Source organism: Paraburkholderia xenovorans (genome assembly GCF_046030735.1).
Lineage (GTDB): Bacteria > Pseudomonadota > Gammaproteobacteria > Burkholderiales > Burkholderiaceae > Paraburkholderia > Paraburkholderia xenovorans_A.
The window spans coordinates 90,018-109,955 of record NZ_JAQQBV010000023.1 but is presented as its reverse complement, the minus strand read 5'-3'; the positions used below and the strand labels follow the sequence as shown (position 1 = coordinate 109,955).

Sequence of the window (19,938 nt, the reverse complement as noted above, 5' to 3'; positions counted from 1 at the left end):
AACACTCTCTCTACGCAGAACCTCTATGACTTCTTTGCCACGCTTGCCGGGATTGCCCGAAGTCGAACCGCTCGATCAATCGCTGCGCGCCGACCTGCAACACCTGATCGACACGAAGACCAAACCGCCGGGCAGTCTCGGCCGGCTCGAAACGCTCGCGCGCCAGATGGGTCTGATTCAACGCACCACGCATCCCACGGTCGAACGTCCGGCGATGATCGTATTTGCCGGCGACCACGGCATTGCGAACGAAGGCGTGAGTCCTTATCCGCAAGCGGTGACCGCGCAAATGGTCGCCAACTTTGTCGCGGGCGGCGCGGCGATCAATGCGTTGAGTCGCGTAGCCGGGATCGAACTCGAAGTGGTCAACGCGGGCATCGCAACGCCGCTGCCGTCGAACGACGGCCTCGTCGATATCCCGGTCGCCGCCGGCACGCGCAACTTCGCGCACGAAGCCGCGATGACGCGTGACGAAGCACTCACCGCGATGCAGGCGGGCGCCGCTCGCGTGCGCCATCACGCGGCGCTCGGCAGCAATGTGATCGGCTTCGGCGAAATGGGGATTGCGAATACGTCGTCGGCGGCGTGCCTGATGAGCCGTTTGTGCGGCGTGCCGATCGACGAATGCGTGGGCCGTGGCACCGGGCTCGACAACGCCGGCCTCGCGAAAAAGCGCAATGTGCTGGCCTCGGCGCTCGCGTTTCATCCGGAGTCGAAAGATCCGCTCGACGTGCTCGCCACATTCGGGGGTTTCGAAATCGCGATGATGGCAGGCGCGTATCTCGCTGCCGCGCAGGCTCGGATGACGATCCTCGTCGACGGCTTCATCGCTACTTCGGCATTGCTGGTTGCCGATGCGCTCGCGCCGAACGTGCGCGAGTATTGCGTGTTCGCGCATGCGTCGAACGAAGCGGGGCATCGGCGCATGCTCGATTACTTCGGCGCGTTGCCGTTGCTGTCGCTCGACATGCGGCTCGGCGAAGGCACCGGCGCGGCGCTCGCCGTGCCGCTGTTGCGCGCGGCGACGGCGTTCGTCAACGAGATGGCGAGCTTCGAATCCGCCGGTGTCGCGAATCGCGATGCGTGATCGTTCATACCGAAACCCGCGCAGGACTTGCTGATGAATCCGCTGGCGGAACTGCGCTATTTCTTCACGGCACTCGGCTATTTCACGCGCGTGCCGGTACCGCGCTGGGTCGGTTATGAGCCGCACTATCTGAACGCGGCGGCACGCTATTTTCCGCTCGTCGGCGTATTGATCGGTGGATTGAGCGCGCTGGTTTATCTCGCGGCGTTGCGGGTATTTCCGGCGGGCGTGGCGGTGCTGCTGTCGATGGCAGCGTCGTTGCTCGTCACCGGGGCGTTTCACGAAGACGGTCTCGCCGATTGCGTCGATGCGTTCGGTGGCGCCTATACACGCGAGGACGTGCTTCGCATCATGCATGACTCGCGCATCGGCGCGTTCGGCACGATTGCGCTCGTGATCGCGTTGGGCCTGAAGTGGCAAACGCTCGCCGCGTTGCCGCCGATGCGCGCCGCGGGTCTGATGGTTGCTGCACATGCAGCGAGCCGCACGTTTGCGATCAGCTATCTGGCGACGCTCGATTACGTGCGCGCCGAGGGTAAAGCCAAACCGGTCGCGCAACGGCTGAGCGGTCCGTCGCTGATCTGCGCGATGGTGTTCGGTTTGCCGTGGCTGCTGTGGCCGGCCGGACTTGGCGCGCCCGACTGGCGTTTCGCGGGCGTCGTATTGATCGTGCTGGCTGTGCTGCGTTTTGCGCTCGGCCGTTATTTCGTCAGACGCATCGGCGGTTATACCGGCGATTGCCTCGGCTTCGCGCAACAGATTGTCGAGTTGAGCATCTACCTGGTGGGGCTCGCATGGATATCGTCCTGATTCGTCATCCTGCCGTCGCGCTGGACGCCGGCGTGTGTTATGGACACAGCGATGTCGCGCTTGCCGAAGACGTGGAAGCGACCGCCAGCACCCTGGCGTTGAAACTCGCGACATTGCAGGTGCCGCCGCCGCGCGTACTGATCTCGAGTCCGCTCACGCGTTGCGCGAGTCTCGCCGCGGCCATTGCGAACAATTTCGGTTGCACGCTCAGTCACGACGACAGCCTCAAGGAAATGAATTTCGGCGACTGGGAACAGCAGCGCTGGGACGCGATCGACCGTGGCCTGCTGGACGAGTGGGCCGCCGATTTCGAACACGCGCGAGCGCACGGCGGCGAGAGCGTCGCGCAGTTCGTCGAGCGGGTTGGGACCTGGTTCGATGCGTTCGCGCAGACCCGTGAATTGTCCCCGGCGTATGTGGTCACGCATGCGGGGGTGATACGGGTGATCGCGTCGCTGGTGCTGGACGTGCCGCTGGAGCGCTGCCTGCGGTGGTCGATCGAGATGACGGGCGTTGTCTGGTTGCGCCGCGCTGAGGAGACGCGGGAGTGGGCACTTGTCAGGTGGAATGCGTGAACCTCGTAATCGCGCCACTTTCGCTGGATTTTTGTCGCGAAAACCCGTAATCGCGCCACTTTTACAGGTAAAGTGGCGCGAATAGACCATTTGTGTCACAATTAACTTCCAAAAGTGGCGCGAATAGGACTAATCGCGCCACTTTAGTTGAGGGAGTGGCGCGAATGAACCACAACGAAATCAAGCGGGAACTCGACCTGATCGAGGAACTGATTGCGGCAAGCGCCGAAGCCCAAGGTTTTCGAGCGCTCGCCGCCGCGCTGGCCGCCCGCAATAATCCGATGCAGCGCCGCACGCTGCAACGCCGGCTGGACGTGCTGGTCGCGGCGGGCCGGATCACCACGGAAGGCGGTGGCCGGGCGCTCGCGTATCGGCGGTCGGCGGCGGGTGTCGAGATGGCCTCGTCCGGTCGGGAGGCTTTCGCGGCAAGCAATGTCGGTGAAGGCTACGTGCCGGTGTCGGCCGCGGGTCTCGAGGTGCGCGCGCTGGTCAACAGACCGCTGCAAGAACGTCAACCGGTCGGCTACGACCGTGCTTTTCTCGAACGCTATCGTCCGAATCACGACGCTTATCTGAGCCAGGAACAACGCGACCGTCTGCATCAGTGGGGACGCACGTCAGCCGATGTGCGCCCGGCCGGCACCTACGCGCGCGACATCATGAGCCGGCTGCTGATCGATTTGTCCTGGGCGTCGTCGCGGCTGGAGGGCAATACCTATTCGCGCCTCGACACGCTGCGCCTGATCGAGCAGGGGCAGGCCGCGCACGGCAAGGGTGCGCAGGAAACGCAGATGATCCTCAACCACAAGGCCGCGATCGAGATGATCGTCGAGAGTGCCGACGAGGTGGGCTTCAACCGTTTTACCGTGCTGAACCTGCACGCGATCCTGTCGGACAATCTGATGTCCGATCCCTTTGCCAGCGGCCGTTTGCGAGTGCGGGAAGTGGAGATCAGCGGCACGGTGTTCTATCCGCTAGCCGGTCCGCAACAGATCTCGGAGTGCTTCGAAATGCTGCTGAACAAAGCCGCGCAAATCGACGATCCGTTCGAACAGGCGTTCTTCAGCATGGTGCACTTGCCGTATCTGCAGCCTTTCGAAGACGTGAACAAACGCGTGTCGCGATTGACCGCGAATATCCCGCTGATCCGCCAGAATCTGTGCCCGCTGTCGTTCGTCGACGTGCCCGAAAAAGCCTATATCGAAGGGACACTCGGCGTGTATGAAACCAACCGCGTCGAGTTGCTGCGCGATGTTTTCATCTGGGCCTACGAACGCTCGTGCCAGCGCTATCTCGCGATTCGTCAATCGATCGGCGAGCCGGACGCGTTCCGGCTCAAATATCGCAACGCGTTGATCGACGTGGTGCAGGATGTGATCCGCAGCGGGATCGAAGGCACGCGGGCAGAGATCGAAACGCTCGCGCAGAAGCGGGTGGCCGCGGCGGACGTATCGTCGTTCGTCGACGCGATTCAAGCGGATCTCGACCACCTGTATCTGGGCAATGTCGCACGCTACCGGTTGCGGCTTTCCGAATTCGAGCGCTGGCCGTTCAAGCGTTCAGATATCGTTGCGCGCTGACGCTGCCCGCTTCACTCGTCCGTCTTTCTCCGCCGTCGCGCCGTCTCCAGATCCTCGCACAACAGCTTCGCGCCTTGCGCGATACGCGGCGCCGGGCGATTGATCAGATCGCCGTCGATCGCGAACAGATTGTTGTTCGCCACCGCCTTCAGACCCGGCCACGCACGCCATGTGCCGAGTTGCGGCAAGCTCGTGTCGGGCTTCGTCGCGCCTTGTGCGGCCGTGACGATCGCTTCGGGATTGGCCGCGAGCACGGCCTCGGTCGAAACCGTCGGCACCAGCGGTTCGAGTTTCGCAAACACATTGCGGCCGCCGCAGAGCGCGATCACGTCGCTGATCATATGGTCGCCGTTGAGCGTCATCAACGGCTGATCCCAGACCTGATAGAAAACGCTGACCGGCGGCCGGCTCGCATACTGCGCACGCAAATGCTCGATGTTTTGACGGTAGGTTGCCGCTGCGGCATCGGCAGTCGGCGACGTGCCGAGCAGTTGACCGAGCTTCGTCAGCGACACGGCGACGTCGTCGAGACGATGCGGCTCGCTGAAGAATAGCGGCACGTGCATCTCGCGCAGACGATCGAGTTGGCGCTGAGCATTGCCATGCCGCCACACCACGATCAGATCCGGCTTCAACGCGACGATGCGTTCGAGGTCGAGCGCCTTGTTGTCGCCGACGCGCGGCAACTGTTTCGCTTCGGGCGGGTAGTCGCTGTAGGAGACCGCGCCGACCATTTTCGCGGCGCCGCCCGCTGCGTACAGCAGCTCGGTCACGTGCGGCGCGAGGCTGATCACGCGTTGTGCGGGAGCGGACAGCGTGACGGTGGCGCCGGTATCGTCGGTGACGGTGATCGCTGCGTGCGCACAGACGTGCAACGTGGCGCAGGCCATGAGCGCGACACCGGTCACGAAGCGCGGCAGTCGAGTTGTCGGACTCACAGCGTGTTTCTCATGCTGTCGTTCAGATTTTCTTCGAGACGTATCCATTCCGCGTCGCTCGCAGGCAAGCCGAAGCGTACGCTACCCGAAGCCTGGAACAGCCGTGTCCAGATGCCGCGTCGCGCCAACGCATCGTGCAGGGCCGCGGCGCGTGGGTCGTCGCTCCACGCGAAGAGCGGCGTGCCGCGCGTGGCGAAATCATGCGCGCGCAACAGCTTCACGAGACGGATGCCGTCGGCTTCGAGACGAGTGCGCATGGCACGCTGCCATGCGGAGTCTTCGAATGCTGCTTTAACCGCGTGGCGCGCCGGTCCGCTGACCGTCCATGCGCCCAACGTGCGACGCAAGTCGGCGAGCAAAGACGGCGCACCGAGCACGAAGCCCGCGCGCACGCCGGCGAGCCCGAAGAATTTTCCCGGCGAGCGCAGCACGATCAGACCGTCCCAATTCGTGGATCCCGCGAGCGAGCCGCCAGGCAGCGTATCGGCGAATGCCTCGTCGACGAGCAGCGTGCCGCCACGCGTACGCAACTGCGCGTGCCATTCCAGCAGCTTTGCCGCGCCCAGATGTTCGGCCGTCGGATTGTTCGGATTCACGACGACCGCATGCGTCAACGCATCCGGCAACGTGTCGCACTGCACGTCGAGCGGCACGACTCGATGGCCGGCACGTTCGAAGGCCGGCGCATATTCGCTGTACGTCAGCGGCGCAATGCCGACGACGGCGCGCGGCAGCAGCGCGGGCAGCGCGCGAATCGCGGCCTGGCTGCCCGCGACCGGCAGCACGTGCGCGGCATCGGGCGCGCCGTAGTAACGCGCGGCGCACGCGGCGAAGCCGTCGCCGTCGTCAGGCAGACGGCGCCACGCATCGGCGGGGACCGGCGGCACCGGATAGCCGTGCGGATTGATGCCGGTGGAAAGATCGAGCCACTCGCCATAGGGAATGCCGTAGCGTGTTGCGGCTTCGTGAAGATTGCCACCATGAGTGACAGCCGCGGCCGGGCGATCGATAGACGGGTTCATGCGTTCAGATAATGAAAGGCACGCTCAGCAACGCCAGCACGATCAGCACCGCCAGCCAGAGAATGACTGTGCGCTCGACCAGTATCAGCGCCGCCGTCACGTGCGAGGCCTGGGCTGAATGGCCGAAGCCGAGCGTCGGCCGGTGTTCGAGCGCGCCGTGATACACGGCGGGGCCGCCGATCACCACGTTCAGGCTGCCCGCGCCCGACGCCATTACCGGCCCGGCGTTCGGGCTGTCCCAGCGCGGCGCCTGTTCGCGCCAGCAGCGCAACGCGGTGCGCGTGTCGCCGAGCAACGCGTAGCTCGTGGCGGTGAGACGCGCGGGGATCCAGTTGAGCACGTCGTCCAGACGCGCGGCAGCCCAGCCGAAGCGCAGATAGCGCTGCGTGCGGTAACCCCACATCGCATCGAGCGTGTTGGCGAGGCGAAAGCCGAGCGCGCCTGGGCCGCCTGCGATCGCGAACCAGAACAGCGCGCCGAAGATCGCGTCGTTGCCGTTTTCGAGCGCCGATTCGACGGCGGCGCGCGACAGCGCGGCTTCGTCGGCATTCGCGGTTTCGCGCGACACGATGCGCGCCGTCAGCAAGCGCGCCTGCGCGAGATCGCGCTGGGTCAACGCGTGCGCGATCGGCGCAATGTGGTCGTGCAGGCTGCGTGCGCCGAGCGCGAACCACAGCAGGATCACGTGGACCGCGCAGGCCCAGAAAAACGGCAGGATCGACACCAGCAACCACGCGATCAGCACCGGCGGCAGCACCGCCAGCGACCACGCGAGCAAGCCTTTGAGCCGCAAGCGCCGCCCGGTGTTGTAGCGTTTTTCGAGGCGCATCGCCCAGTTGCCGAAGCCCACCAGCGGATGCGCGGTACGCGGCTCGCCGAGCCAGCGGTCGACGGCGACGCCGGCCGTGGCCAGCGTGACGAGCAAGGGGAGTGACAGCATCACGCGCCGCCTGGGGTTTTCAGCGCGAGCGGCAGGCCCGCGACCATCATCGTGACGTGGGTGCTCAGCGCGGCGATGCGTTGATTGAGCCGCCCGAGTTCGTCGACATAAAGACGCGTGGCCGCGCCGAGCGGCACCACGCCGAGTCCGATTTCATTGCTTACCACGATAATCTTGCCTTTGGCTTCGACGAGCGCCGCTTCGAATGTGGTGAAGTGCGCGAGATAGCGATCGGACGGCAGAGCGTCGCCGTCGGGCGGACACAGCAGATTCGCGAGCCACAAGGTCAGGCAGTCGATCAGGATGCAGCGGCCCGGTGCATCGTATTGCGCGACGGCGCCGGCCAGATCCACGGACGCCTCCGCCAGCCCCCAATGCGCCGGACGCCGTTCGCGATGATGCGCGATGCGCGCGCTGAATTCGGCGTCGCCGACGACGCGCGCGGTGGCGATGTAGGTGACGGCGAGGGAGCTGTCGTTAGCCAGTTGTTCGGCGTACAGACTCTTGCCCGAGCGGGCGCCGCCGAGCACGAAGGTGAGGTCGCGGGAAATCATCGTGCGATTGTACCGGCGCGCAGCAGGCGGCGACACGATGGGATAATGCGGCGCTCGACTTCGATTCAGCTTCCATCTCGCTTCCATCCGAACTCCACTCGACTCCCATCTCGCCTGCCGTGACCACCACTCCGATCCCGCAAGACGCTCCACCCGTGCCGCGCGGCACGCTGATGATTCAGGGCACCACGTCCGACGCGGGCAAGAGCACGCTCGTGGCCGGCCTGTGCCGTCTGGCGCGCCGCGCCGGCGTGCGGGTCGCGCCGTTCAAGCCGCAGAACATGGCGCTCAACAGCGCGGTGACGGTCGACGGCGGCGAGATCGGCCGCGCGCAGGCTTTGCAGGCGGTGGCCGCGGGGATCGCCGCGCATACCGATCTGAACCCGGTGCTGCTCAAGCCGACCAGCGACCGCGGTGCCCAGGTGATCATCCACGGCAAGGCGCGCATGAACCTGGATGCGCGCGCCTATCACGACTACAAGCCGGTCGCGTTCGAGGCGGTGCTGGAGTCGTATGCGCGTCTGCAAGCGGCGTACGAGACGATTTTCGTCGAAGGCGCGGGCAGCCCCGCGGAGATTAATCTGCGCGACCGCGATATCGCCAACATGGGTTTCGCGGAAGCGGTCGATTGCCCGGTGGTGCTGGTGGCCGACATCGATCGCGGCGGCGTGTTCGCGCATCTGACCGGCACGCTCGCGTGTCTGTCGGCGAGCGAGCAGGCGCGCGTGCGCGGCTTCATCATCAACCGGTTTCGCGGCGACATCGGCTTGCTGAAACCGGGGCTCGACTGGCTCGAAGCGAAGACCGGCAAGCCGGTGCTCGGCGTGGTCCCCTATCTGCACGGACTCACGCTCGACGCCGAGGACATGCTGCCGCCGGAACTGCGCGCCGCGCACAGCGGCGAGGCTGGCCGCACTTTGCGCGTGGTCGTGCCGGTGTTGCCGCATATCAGCAATCACACGGATTTCGATGCGCTGCGCGCGCATCCGCAAGTCGATTTTCATTACGTGCGAAGCGGCACGCCACCGCCGCCGGCCGATCTGATCATCTTGCCGGGCTCGAAGAACGTGCGCGACGATCTGGCTTTCCTGCGCGCGCAAGGCTGGGACGACGTGCTGCAACGGCATTTGCGCTACGGCGGCCGGGTGGTCGGGATTTGCGGCGGGATGCAGATGCTCGGGAGCGAGGTGGCCGATCCGCACGGCGTGGAAGGCGCGCCGGGCACGAGCGCGGGTCTCGGCTGGCTCGATTATTCGACGGTGCTGACGCGCGAAAAGACGCTGAAGAACGTCACCGGGCGGCTTGCGCTGCCGGGCTCGCCCGAGGTGGCGGGCTACGAGATTCATATGGGCGTGACGGAAGGTCCGTCGCTGGGCTTGCCTGCGCTGCAACTGGACGGCGGGCAGCACGCGCACCCCGACGGCGCAATCTCCGCCGACGGCCAGATTCTCGCCACCTATGTGCACGGCTTGTTCGACACGCCGGCCGCGTGCGCGGCGCTGCTCGCATGGGCCGGGCTCAGCGATGCCGAAAAAATCGACTATCCGGCGCTGCGGGAAGCCTCGTTGGACCGGCTGGCGGATACGCTGGCCGCGCATCTCGACTTGCCCAAGCTGTTTGCCGCGATCGGTTGAGCGCTGACGGCACGGGCTTTGCGATGGCGCGCAGGCGCTCGCCGCCCGCGTCGTTATCGAATCAATACAACACGATCTGCGTACAGCGAAACAGGGCGGTGGTCTTGCCGTCCGGACCGGTGACGGTGGCATCCCACACCTGCGTGCTGCGGCCCAGATGGACGCCTTTGGCGACCGCGCGGATCGTGCCCTCGGTCGCCGTGCCGAGGAAGTTGCTCTTCAACTCGACGGTCGTGAAATTGCGCGCCGTCTCCGGTAAATGCGCAAGGCACGCATAGCCGCAAGCGGTGTCGGCGAGACCGATTACCGTGGCGGCGTGCAAAAAGCCGTTCGGCGCCAGCAATTCCTCGCGTACCGTCAATTCGGCGACCAGCACGCCTTCCTCCAATTCCAGCACACGCACGCCCAGCAAGCCGGGGAGCTTGCCTTTCTGGCGTTCGTGCAGACGGTCGATCGTGTATTCCGGACGAAGTTTGCTCATGAATTTCGGGTCCTTTGACGGAGAAATCGGCGTTGGACAATGACCCATAGTCTTTCAGGGGCTTCGGCCTTGCCGGATTTGTGGATATTATCAACGGCTGGATCGACGGGGGCCTGAACCCGGCAGGGGTCAGGCGCCCCCGGCGCAAGTCAGACCTAGAAAAGCGGCAAACCGGCTGGCGGCGCCAGCCTTCTTCCCGGGAGAATTCATGACGGTGATCGTGGTGGCGAATCCAAAGGGCGGCGTGGGCAAAAGCACGCTGTCGACCAATCTGGCCGGCTATTTCGCGGCATCCGGCGAATGGGTCGCGCTGGCGGACCTGGACAAACAGCAGTCCGCACACGCGTGGCTGGCGCTGCGGCCCGACACGCTGCCCGCGATCGAGACGTGGGAGGTCGACCCCGAGACGCCCGTCAAGCCGCCCAAGGGGCTGGAACACGCGGTGATCGACACGCCGGCCGGGTTGCACGGCAATCGCCTGAATATCGCGCTGGATCTGGCGGACAAGGTGATCGTGCCGCTCCAGCCGTCGATGTTCGATATCCTCGCGACCCAGGAATTTCTCGAGCGCCTCGCGAAGGAAAAGGCGGTGAGGAAGGGCGCGATCGAAATCGGCGTGGTGGGGATGCGGGTCGATGCGCGCACGCGCTCAGCCGAGCAACTGCATCGATTCGTGGAAAGTTTGAAGCTGCCGGTGCTGGGCTATCTGCGCGATACGCAGAACTACGTGCAACTGGCCGCGCACGGGCTGACGCTGTGGGACGTCGCGAAAAGCCGCGTGGAGAAGGATCTGGAGCAGTGGCAGCCGATCATCGAGTGGACGAGCGTCGCGAACGGGAAAAAGGCTTGACGAGCGCCTGAGGCGGGCTCATGAGGCCCGGCTCAGGCGCCCGCAGCATGACTGCCGCTCAGGTCCAGTTCTGGGTCGGCACGTGATCGCGGCTGCTCTTGATCTTGTTGTTTTCGTCGACGAACACCAGATCCGGCTTCCAGCCCGCCTTCAGTTCCGCCTCGTCGACCACCGCGAACGTCGCGATGATCACCAGATCGCCCAATTGCGCGCGCCGCGCAGCCGAGCCGTTCAGCGAAATCATTCCGCTGCCGCGCTCGCCCTTGATCGCGTAGGTCGAAAAACGCTCGCCGTTGTTGATGTTCCACACGTCGATCCGCTCGTTTTCGATAATGTTCGCGGCTTCCAGCAAATCCTCGTCGATTGCGCACGAGCCTTCGTAGTGCAGCTCGCAGTGCGTGACCACGGCACGGTGAATCTTCGACTTCAGCATGTTGCGTTGCATGACCAATCCCTTGTTGCTTCTTTGGCGTGACGGCGTGGATTAAGACGGCGTCAGATTTCGAGGTTGTCGATGAGGCGGGTGGCGCCGAGCTTCGCGGCGGCCAGCACGACCAGTTCCGCGTTCGCGTCCTGTGCGTTTTGCGCGTTCGGCGGCAGCAGATTCGAACGCTTGCGCACCGCGATGTAATCGGGTTGCCAGCCGCGTGCGGCCAGCGCGGCCATGGCCGCCTGTTCGAGTTTCGCGAAGTCGCGCTCGCCGGCGAGCACCGCCTCGCGCACGCGATTCAGTTCGGCGGCGAGCACCGGCGCTTCGGCGCGCTCGGCGGCCTGCAGATAGCGGTTGCGTGAGCTGAGCGCGAGGCCGTCGGCGTCACGCACGGTTTCGGCGGCGATGATGTCGGTGGGCAGTGCGAACTGATGGCACATGCGGCGCACGATCATCAACTGCTGGTAATCCTTCTTGCCGAACACGGCGACGCGCGGCTGCACGCACGACATCAGCTTCATCACGACCGTGCACACGCCCTGGAAGAAACCGGGCCGGAATTCGCCTTCGAGGATGTCGCCGAGATCGTGCGGCGGATGCACGCGATACTCCTGCGGCTCCGGATACAGATCCTTTTCGGTCGGCGCGAACAGCACGTAGACGCCTTCTTTCTGCAGCTTGTCGATGTCCGCTTCCATCGTGCGCGGGTATTTGTCGAAGTCTTCGTTCGGGCCGAACTGCAGCCGGTTGACGAAGATGCTCGCCACTACCGGGTCGCCGTGCTGGCGCGCGAGACGCATCAGCGAAAGATGACCTTCGTGCAGGTTGCCCATCGTCGGCACGAAGGCGGTGCGATTCTGGCCGCGCAACTGGTCGCGCAATTCATGGATCGAGCTGATGACTTTCATGATCGGACTGGGATTTCCTCGCGCGGCGCGAGACCCGGTTGGCGCAACGATTCAGGCTTGTTTGCGCGGCCCGCGGCCTCACTGGCAATGACAGGTTCGGAGCGCGGGATTGTAGTGGATTTGCGTGGTCTGCGCACCGAAACGAGGCGGCGGTGGCGGTTTTGGCGCACGTAAGCTCTATTTTGCAGCAGACGGGCTGTGGGTATGCCGCTGGTGGGGCTGCTTCAGGAGCTGCCCACGCAGATAGCGAGCGGGGCTCACGCAGGCAGATACGCAAGACGCACGTAGATCGGCGCGAACGGTTCGGCCTGGGTAATTTCGACGAGCGATTCGCGGCACAACTCCAGCATCGCGATGAAATTCACCACCACCACCGGCACGCCCTTGCTCGTGTCGAACAGGTCGGAGAACTCCATGAAACGCGCGTTTTGCAGTTGTCGCAGGATCGTGCTCATGTGCTCGCGCACCGACAGTTCCTCGCGCGAAATCTTGTGATGCTGGACCAGCTTCGCGCGTTTGATCACGTCGGCCCATGCGGCGCGCAGGTCTTCGCTGTTCACATCGGGAAAACGCGGCGTGATGCTTTGCTCGATGTAGACCTCGGCGCGCAGGAAATCGCGGCCGAGCTGCGGCAACTGGTCGATCCGTTGCGCGGCGAGCTTCATCTGCTCGTATTCGAGCAGGCGGCGCACCAGTTCCGCGCGCGGGTCTTCGGCTTCTTCGCCGCTGTCGGCTTTCTTCACCGGCAACAGCATGCGCGACTTGATCTCGATCAGCATCGCGGCCATCAGCAGATACTCGGACGCGAGCTCCAGATTGGTCTGCCGCAGTTGGTCGACGTAACCGAGATACTGGACCGTGACGTCCGCCATCGGAATGTCGAGCACGTTGAAGTTCTGCTTGCGGATCAGGTACAGCAACAGATCCAGTGGACCTTCGAACGTTTCGAGAAAGACTTCGAGCGCGTCCGGCGGAATGTACAGATCCGTCGGCAGTTTGAAGAGCGGCTCGCCGTACAGGCGTGCGAACGCGATGCCGTCGACGGTGTCGGGCGTCGAATCCGTGGTGGGCGCGGCGAGCGCGGCGTCGGCGGGCGCCGACTTGCCGCCCTTTGCCTCGTCGGCGTGACTCACGCGCTTAGAAGTTCTGATAGTACGAGTAAGGCGTCTGCTCTACGCGCGAGGCTTTCTGCTCGGCGCGTTCATCGAGATCGATCGGCTGTTTGTCCCACAGCAGCGCGCGGCCGCGGCGTTGCTCGGCTTCCAGCGTGGGCTTCTGCTGCTTGAGCTGATTCAGGAACTGGGTGATGTCCGATTGATACATGGCTCGAGGTCCGTGGTGGGTGAAATCGCAGCCGGCCGGCGGATCGCGGTGAGATCTCCGCGTGTGTGCTGCTTGCATTCCGCTTGCATCCCGCTTTTATCCCGCTTTTACCCCGTTCACGGGGGCGGCACCGCTGCTATTTCATAATTTTACCGCATGCGTCGCGTGCGGGTCGAAAAACGGCGCCATTCCGCGCGAGTGCGATCGCAAAACGGCTGGAACCCGCGCGCCGATGGCGCGTCAAAGGCGGGCGCGTGCTGGCGCGGCGAGGCTCGGGCAGCCGGCAGCCCACGCTCCGACGGCCGCGAGGCAGGCGGCCCGAACCCGCAACGGACAGTCTCATGCATCCTGGTTCGGTGCGCCGACGCGCGGTGTTTCAAGAGCGCCGCGCGGTCACGCCGATGTGGTCAAATAGCGAGCTTCGGCCGCCGCGGCGCGCCAGAGCGACAGAATTCATCAACCATGGCCGGAGGTCCTGTTTGGCGGGGTGCGTGATCGACAAGCCGCGTGTGCGACGTGGCAACGCCGGTGCCGGGCGCGGCGGCCTCGCGTTCGTGCGCCCGCCGCAGCCCATCCAGTCTCTGCGGCGCTGGCTGCGCGCGTGGTTCGTGTTCGGCCTCGTGATGCTGACGCTGGTCGCGGCCGACGCGCACGCGGCAAAAGCCGCCGCCAGCTACAAGGTCGATATCGAAGCGACGCCGCGCTCGCTGCGCAAGCTGCTCGAAGCGCATCTGGACATCGCGCGTTTCGCGAAGCGGCCCGACATCAGCGACGATCAGTTCGAGTTCCTGATCACCGCCACACCGCAACAGGTGCGCGATCTGGCCGCCACGCAGGGCTATTTCTCGGCGGTCGTGCGCACGGACGTGCGAACCGTCGACGATAAAAAGCAGGTGACGGTGAACGTCGATCCGGGCCCGCAAACCACCATCAGTTCGATTTCGCTGTCGTTCCGCGGCCCGGTGCTGACCGAGGATCCGGCGCAGGAAAACGCCACGCGTTTTGCGTTTTCGCTGCACGAAGGCGATCCGTTTTCGCAAGGCGATTGGGACGACGCGAAGAACGCGTCGCTGAAAGCCTTGCAGGCGCGCCGCTATCTCGGCGCAAAAATCTACCATTCCGAGGCGCGCGTCGACCTGCGCACGCACGAGGCCAGGCTGACGGTGACTTACGACAGCGGCCCGACCTTCACGATGGGCAAACTCGACGTGTCGGGCACGCGGCGCTATCCCGAACAGATCGTCGACAACGTGAATCCGATCGGGCCCGGCGATATCTACGACGTCCAACGCGTGACCGAATTGCAGCGGCAGTTGCAGAACACGCCGTACTACGCGAGCGTCGCGATCGACGTCGACAGCGATCCGGACAAGCCGGTCAACACGCCGGTGCACGTGAAGGTGTCGGAGTATCCGTACAACAGCATCCGCGGCGGCGTGGGTTACTCCACCGACAACGGCCCGCTGGTCCAGGGCTCGTATTCGTATCTCGATACGTTCGGCAAGGCATGGCCGTTCACGATCGACGGCCGCGTCGACCAGATCCAGCAATACGGCCAGATCCAGCTTGCGATGCCGCCGGGGCCTCGCGCCTGGACCAATAGCGTGCTGGCGTCCTACACCACGACGGACGTGTCCGACACGCGCATTTACAGCATCCGCGCCGGCGTGCAGCGAGCGCGCACGTCGCAATTCATCGACTACAACTATTCGATCCTCTACTACCAGGACCGGCTCGACCAGAACTCGGCCGCGCCGACCACGAGCCGCGCGCTGGTGCCGTCGTGGTCGTGGACCCGCCGCAATACCGACGACCCGTTGTTCCCGCGCAAGGGCAACCTGATTCACGTCGAGGCGGGTTTCGCGGTGAAAGGCGTGGCGACCGATCAGACCTTCGCGCGCGGTTATGCGCGCGGCCAGCAATACCTGCCGATCGGCAAGGAAGACCTCGTGCTGTTGCGTGCCGAGCTTGGCGGCGTGTTCACGAGCGGCAGTTCGAGCGGGATTCCGGCTTCGCTGCTGTTCCGCGCGGGCGGCTCGAACTCGGTGCGCGGCTACGGCTATCAGAGCATCGGTAACGACGTCGGCGGTTCGGTGCTGCCGACCAAGTATCTGGTCACCGCGGCGGCCGAATACCAGCACTGGTTCAACCACGATTGGGGCGCAGCCGCGTTCTTCGACGTCGGCACGGCCACCGACACCTGGGGCGAGAAAGAGTTTTTCCCGGGCGCCGGTGTCGGCGCGCGCTGGCGCAGCCCGGTTGGGCCCGTCAACGTCGATATCGCGTACGGCATCCGCAATCACAGCTGGCGGCCTTATCTGACGCTCGGCATCGCCTTCTGATGGAAACCCGCTTTCACATGATCGACGCATGACCACGGACGTGTCCGCTCAACCTCCCGCGCCGCCGGGCGCTCAGCCGCCCGCTCAGCCGCCCGGTCAGCCGCCCGGTCAGCCGCCCGCCGATGCGCCGCCGCCCCGGCGCCGCGCCGGCCGGCTGCTGCTGAAAACGCTCGCATGGCTGATCGCCGTGCTGGTGTTGCTGGCGGCGTTGGCGATCGGCCTCGTGTACGGCGCGCTCACCACCGAGCGCGGCACTGCGTACGCGTGGCAGGCGGCGGTCAAGCTGCTCGGCGGCAAGCTGACGGGTACGCTGGAGCGCGGCGCGCTCGCCAACGGCGTGCAGTTGCGGCAAGTGCGCTGGCGCAGTCTCGACGGTAGCGGCACGGATATCCAGATCGATCGGGTGGCCGGCCGCTGGGGGCTGACGAGCAATCCGTGGCGCTTCGCGATCGACTATCTGCACATCGGCACGATCGACGCGCGCATCGGTTCGTCGTCGTCGAGCAGCAGCGGGCCGCTGAGCCTGCCGCGAGATTTGCGGCTGCCGCTGCAACTCGAGGTTCGCGACGTGCAGGTCGACAAGCTGTTGTTGCGCCAGGGCGGCTCGACCACCGAGTTCTCGCGCTTCATGTTCCACGGCCGGAGCGACGGGCTTCATCACGAGGCCGCGATCGAGCGGCTCGATACGCCGTTCGGCGCGGTCACGGCGGCGGCGAAGCTCGACGGCGTGCGGCCGTTTCCGCTGACGGGCGACGTCGGCTATTCGGGCAAGGTCAACAACGAAGCGGTGCAGGTGGGCGGGCATCTGAGCGGCTCGCTCGAACATCTGATCGCCGAACTCGATGCAAGCGGGATGAAGCTCGCGGGCCACGCGCGAGTGGAAGCGGCGCCGTTCGGCGACGTGCCGCTGCAACGCGCGACACTGACTTTCGATCACGTCAATCCGCAGGCCTTCGCGCCTGGTGCGCCGCTGGCCGATCTGGCGGTGCGGGCGGAGCTCGCGCCAGTGGCGGGGAACGCGGCGGGTACGGTGGTGCCCGGTGCCAGGGGTGTGAAGTCCAACGCGACCGAAAACAGCGCCGCGGGTTTCGCGGTGGCGGGCCATGTGTCGATCGTCAACGCCAAACCCGGCGCGATCGACCAGAACCTGTTGCCGCTCATCGACGCGCAAACCGACGTGCGCCTCGACGCGCAGACGCAGCGCATCTCGAACCTGAAGGTGCGGCTCGTGAAGAGCGCGACGCTCACCGGCGGCGGCGCGTTGACCGGCAAGCACGGCCAGTTCGATCTGCAGGTGGCCGGCCTCGATCTGAACGCGCTCGAAGCGACCGTGCGGCCCACGCAGTTGTCCGGTCCGATCGGCATCCGTCTGAACGACGACGTGCAAAGCATCACGCTCGATCTCGCCGATCCGAAGGCGGCGTTGCGCGCGCAAGGCAAGATCACGTTCGACCCGGCGCGCATCAGCTTCAACGACATGCGGATCACCTCCGGCAAGGGGCGCATCGATCTGTCCGGCGCGCTCAAGCACGACGACAATGCCAACTACAACCTGAAGGCACAACTGACGGATTTCGATCCGCTGACGCTGACTTCACAGATGCCGTCGCGCACGCCGGTAGCGGGTTCGACGAACGAGGACGGTAACGCGGCGAAGGCGTCCAAAACCGCTCAGGCAAAGAACGCAGCTAAAGCGCCGCAGACGTCCAAGGCGGTTGAAGCACCGCGCACGGCAGCGATCGCAGGCAGCACCGCAGGCAGCCCCGCAGGCGCGAAGAGCGCCGCGCCGGGCGACCAGGCCGCGGCCGTGGTCAAGAACACGACCAAAGCCGCCGTGCAGAGCGAGGTCGCGCAACTCAAGACGCCGCGCAAGGGCGCGCCGTCGAAGACCGTCAAAGCCCCGCCGCCCCGCAAGATCGAAGCGCGCGTCACCGGCACGCTGACGGCGGCCGGCGCGCTCGGCCCCGTTTTCACGACGAAGGCCGAATTCAAGCTCGGCCCGAGCGTGTACGACGGCCTGCCGCTGACCGGTGCCGGTACGGTCCAGCTGGCCGGCTCGCGGATTCTGCCGAGCCGCGCAAGTCTTTCGGTCGCGGGCAATCAGGTGGATCTGCAAGGCAGCTTCGGCGCGCGCGGCGACCGGCTGCGGTTCCGCGTCGATGCGCCGCAACTGGAGCGCCTGGGCTTCGGTCTCGCGGGTCTCATCGCCGCGGATGGCGACATCACCGGCTCGTTCGCGCATCCGAATGTCGTGCTGAACTACAAGGCCGACAGCGTGGTGTTCGGCGACAACCGGGTCGGCCACGCGGAAGGTCACGCCGAACTGCGCGACGGCGCGAACGGCGCGCTCGCGTTCACCACCGACGCGCGCAATCTGAGCGCGGGCGGCGTCGATCTGACCACGCTCACCGCGCGGCTGTCCGGCACGCGCGCGAACCACACGCTCGAGGCGGCCGCCACCGGCAAGCTGCAGGACCGTCCGCTCGATCTGACGCTTGCCGCGAACGGCAAGCTCACCGACGCACGCGACGGCACGCACTGGGACGGCACCGTGAGCCGTCTGCAGAATCGCGGCACGCCGGAACTGAATCTGGAGTCGCCGCTCACGGTGAGCGCGGGGCCGAGCCGCCTGACGCTCGGCGCGACGCGACTGACGCTCGAAGGCGCGGTGCTGAGCCTGAAATCGTTCGCGTTCGATCATGGCCGGATCCAGTCGGCGGGCAACCTGACCGGCATCTCGCTCGCGCGTTTGCAGGATCTGCGACGCGAGATCACCGGCGCGCCGCCGGCCGTCAAAACCGACCTCGTGTTCGATGGCGACTGGGACTTTTCGCTCGGCAGCACCGCGAGCGGCCACGTGCAGTTGAAGCGGCGCGGCGGCGACGTCACGGTGGAAATCGGTCGCGGTCTGGCCTCGCTGGGGATCGTCGACATGACCGCGCGCGCCGAGTTCAGCGGCGGCAACCGGCTCAACGCGACCGTGCATGCGCAGGCGAGCCGCATCGGCGTGATCGACGCCGACGCGCACACCATGCTGGTCATGCGCGACGGTTTCCTGACCGTCGACGAAGAGGGCGCCGTCACCGGCAACGTGAACGCGAACGTGCCGTCGCTGAAAACCACCGGCGGCCTGTTCGGCCCGAGCTATCTGCTCGACGGCCACCTCGCGCTGAAGCTCGCGCTCGGCGGCACCGTCGCGAAGCCGAATCTGACCGGCTCGCTGCTCGGCGACGGCTTGTCGGCGACGATGGTCGACCAGGGCGTGCAATTGAAGGACGGCGTGGTGCGCATCGCGTTGTCGCAGAATCTGGTGGACTTCCAGCAGGTCGAATTCCACGGTGCGAGCGGCACGTTGCGCGCGACCGGCCGCGTGCGGCTGGACGGCGCGGAGCCGGATCTGACCGCGAGCATCGTCGCGGACAAGCTGGAGTTGTTCGCGGCGCCGGACCGCAATCTGTCGCTGTCGGGCAGCGCGAGCGTGGCGAACGCCGGCGCGGAGGGCGGGATGGCGATCAACGGCAAATTCGTCGTGGATCACGCGTTGTTCGATATGCCCGAGCAGTCCGCGCCGAAACTCGGCGACGACGTCGTGATCGTGCGGCCGGACGGCACGGTGGCCGGCGAGCGGCCGCCGCCGTCGGTGGCCGGCACCAACAAGCCGGTCGGCCGGTTCGCGCCGCGCGCGAATATCGACATCGATCTCGGCAACAACTTCCGCTTCCGCGGCCAAGGCGCCGACCTCGGTCTTGCCGGCACGATCACCGCGATGAGCGCGCCGAATCTGCCGTTGCGCGCGGTCGGCAACGTGCGGGTTACGCCGGGTTCGACCTACACCGCGTTCGGCCGCAAGCTCGGAATCGAGAACGGCTTCTTCACGTTCAACGGACCGGTGGCGAATCCCGGCATCAACATCCTCGCGATGCGGCGCAACCAGCAGGTGGAGGCAGGCGTACAGGTGACGGGCACGATCCAGTTCCCGGTCGCGAAGCTGGTGTCCGAGCCGAACGTGCCGGACAACGAAAAGCTGTCATGGCTGCTGTTCGGGCATGGCACGGATCAGGGCAACAACCTCGGTCAGCAGAGCACGATGACGACGGCGCTGGCCTTGCTCGGCAGCGCCAGCGGCAAGCGCATCGCGCAGACCTTCGGGCTCGACGAGTTTTCGATCGGGCGAAGCGAAGTGGGCTTGACCGATCCGCAGGTGGTGATGGTGTCGAAGGCGATCAACGAATGGCTCGTGATCGGTTACGAGCAGGGTCTGCAATCGGCGAGCAACGCGATCAAGGCAACGGTCAACCTGACGCGGTACTGGTCGGTGGCGGCTTACGGCGGTACGTTCGATGGCGTTGAGTTGCTTTATACGCGGCGGTTTGACCGGATCAGGTGGTAGCGCGGGGTCGTTTCGTCGGCGTCCCGCGAATCTGGGCGGCGGTTGAAGTAGACGATTTCAACGCCGTCTCCTTC

Annotated in this window: 17 protein-coding genes; 8 read left to right on the top strand and 9 right to left on the bottom strand. The window is 65.5% G+C overall.

The features are described 5' to 3' along the window. Nucleotides 1-25 precede the first annotated feature (25 nt). From cobT to PQQ51_RS22340, 4 genes are all read left to right on the top strand, one after another. On the top strand, nucleotides 26-1,087 hold the full coding sequence (gene cobT / locus PQQ51_RS22355; RefSeq protein WP_408499001.1) for a nicotinate-nucleotide--dimethylbenzimidazole phosphoribosyltransferase: 1,062 nt from the start codon (nucleotides 26-28) through the stop codon (nucleotides 1,085-1,087). Between the two features lie 33 nt (nucleotides 1,088-1,120). After that, nucleotides 1,121-1,897, top strand: a complete 777-nt coding sequence (locus tag PQQ51_RS22350; protein WP_408499000.1) for an adenosylcobinamide-GDP ribazoletransferase — start codon at nucleotides 1,121-1,123, stop codon at nucleotides 1,895-1,897. Further along, nucleotides 1,882-2,472, top strand: coding sequence for an alpha-ribazole phosphatase (gene cobC / locus PQQ51_RS22345; protein WP_408498998.1), 591 nt, complete (start codon nucleotides 1,882-1,884; stop codon nucleotides 2,470-2,472). The genes PQQ51_RS22350 and cobC overlap by 16 nt, the downstream gene beginning before the upstream one ends. Nucleotides 2,473-2,636: 164 nt before the next feature. After that, nucleotides 2,637-4,052 carry a Fic family protein gene (locus PQQ51_RS22340; RefSeq protein WP_408498997.1) on the top strand — a complete coding sequence of 472 codons (1,416 nt, stop codon included), beginning with the start codon at nucleotides 2,637-2,639 and terminating at the stop codon, nucleotides 4,050-4,052. Between the two features lie 11 nt (nucleotides 4,053-4,063). Here PQQ51_RS22340 and PQQ51_RS22335 read toward each other — a convergent pair whose 3' ends face one another. From PQQ51_RS22335 to cobU, 4 genes are read right to left on the bottom strand one after another with little or no spacing between them, the layout of a single operon-like run. Continuing rightward, nucleotides 4,064-4,942, bottom strand: a complete 879-nt coding sequence (locus tag PQQ51_RS22335; protein ID WP_408499023.1) for a cobalamin-binding protein — start codon at nucleotides 4,940-4,942, stop codon at nucleotides 4,064-4,066. Nucleotides 4,943-4,986: 44 nt separating this feature from the next. Beyond that, on the bottom strand, nucleotides 4,987-6,012 hold the full coding sequence (gene cobD / locus PQQ51_RS22330; RefSeq protein WP_408498996.1) for a threonine-phosphate decarboxylase CobD: 1,026 nt from the start codon (nucleotides 6,010-6,012) through the stop codon (nucleotides 4,987-4,989). 4 nt (nucleotides 6,013-6,016) lie between these two features. Next, nucleotides 6,017-6,952 (bottom strand): adenosylcobinamide-phosphate synthase CbiB, encoded by a 936-nt coding sequence (gene cbiB / locus PQQ51_RS22325; protein ID WP_408498995.1) that lies wholly within the window; start codon nucleotides 6,950-6,952, stop codon nucleotides 6,017-6,019. Further along, the gene (gene cobU / locus PQQ51_RS22320; protein ID WP_408498994.1) at nucleotides 6,952-7,506 is read right to left on the bottom strand and encodes a bifunctional adenosylcobinamide kinase/adenosylcobinamide-phosphate guanylyltransferase; all 555 of its coding nucleotides are present in this window, start codon (nucleotides 7,504-7,506) and stop codon (nucleotides 6,952-6,954) included. The genes cbiB and cobU overlap by 1 nt, the downstream gene beginning before the upstream one ends. Nucleotides 7,507-7,679: 173 nt before the next feature. Here cobU and PQQ51_RS22315 point away from each other — a divergent pair, with 173 nt between their 5' ends. Then, a complete protein-coding gene (locus PQQ51_RS22315; protein WP_408499022.1) occupies nucleotides 7,680-9,140 on the top strand; it encodes a cobyric acid synthase in 1,461 nt (486 codons plus the stop codon). A gap of 61 nt (nucleotides 9,141-9,201) precedes the next feature. On the opposite strand, the gene PQQ51_RS22310 is transcribed toward PQQ51_RS22315, so the two are convergent. Beyond that, nucleotides 9,202-9,621, bottom strand: coding sequence for a PaaI family thioesterase (locus tag PQQ51_RS22310; protein WP_408498993.1), 420 nt, complete (start codon nucleotides 9,619-9,621; stop codon nucleotides 9,202-9,204). A gap of 208 nt (nucleotides 9,622-9,829) precedes the next feature. Here PQQ51_RS22310 and PQQ51_RS22305 point away from each other — a divergent pair, with 208 nt between their 5' ends. After that, nucleotides 9,830-10,471 carry a ParA family protein gene (locus PQQ51_RS22305; protein ID WP_408498992.1) on the top strand — a complete coding sequence of 214 codons (642 nt, stop codon included), beginning with the start codon at nucleotides 9,830-9,832 and terminating at the stop codon, nucleotides 10,469-10,471. A 58-nt stretch (nucleotides 10,472-10,529) separates the two neighbouring features. On the opposite strand, the gene panD is transcribed toward PQQ51_RS22305, so the two are convergent. From panD to PQQ51_RS22285, 4 genes are all read right to left on the bottom strand, one after another. After that, nucleotides 10,530-10,916 (bottom strand): aspartate 1-decarboxylase, encoded by a 387-nt coding sequence (gene panD / locus PQQ51_RS22300; RefSeq protein WP_408498990.1) that lies wholly within the window; start codon nucleotides 10,914-10,916, stop codon nucleotides 10,530-10,532. Nucleotides 10,917-10,966: 50 nt separating this feature from the next. After that, nucleotides 10,967-11,809, bottom strand: coding sequence for a pantoate--beta-alanine ligase (gene panC / locus PQQ51_RS22295; RefSeq protein ID WP_408498989.1), 843 nt, complete (start codon nucleotides 11,807-11,809; stop codon nucleotides 10,967-10,969). A gap of 257 nt (nucleotides 11,810-12,066) precedes the next feature. Beyond that, on the bottom strand, nucleotides 12,067-12,942 hold the full coding sequence (locus tag PQQ51_RS22290; protein ID WP_408498988.1) for a segregation and condensation protein A: 876 nt from the start codon (nucleotides 12,940-12,942) through the stop codon (nucleotides 12,067-12,069). Nucleotides 12,943-12,946: 4 nt separating this feature from the next. Beyond that, nucleotides 12,947-13,132, bottom strand: a complete 186-nt coding sequence (locus PQQ51_RS22285; RefSeq protein ID WP_408498987.1) for a DUF3460 family protein — start codon at nucleotides 13,130-13,132, stop codon at nucleotides 12,947-12,949. A 479-nt stretch (nucleotides 13,133-13,611) separates the two neighbouring features. Here PQQ51_RS22285 and PQQ51_RS22280 point away from each other — a divergent pair, with 479 nt between their 5' ends. Then, nucleotides 13,612-15,474: an autotransporter assembly complex protein TamA gene (locus PQQ51_RS22280; protein WP_408498986.1), complete on the top strand. Its 1,863-nt coding sequence runs from the start codon at nucleotides 13,612-13,614 to the stop codon at nucleotides 15,472-15,474. 28 nt (nucleotides 15,475-15,502) lie between these two features. Then, nucleotides 15,503-19,864: a translocation/assembly module TamB domain-containing protein gene (locus PQQ51_RS22275; RefSeq protein ID WP_408498985.1), complete on the top strand. Its 4,362-nt coding sequence runs from the start codon at nucleotides 15,503-15,505 to the stop codon at nucleotides 19,862-19,864. Nucleotides 19,865-19,938: the final 74 nt, after the last annotated feature.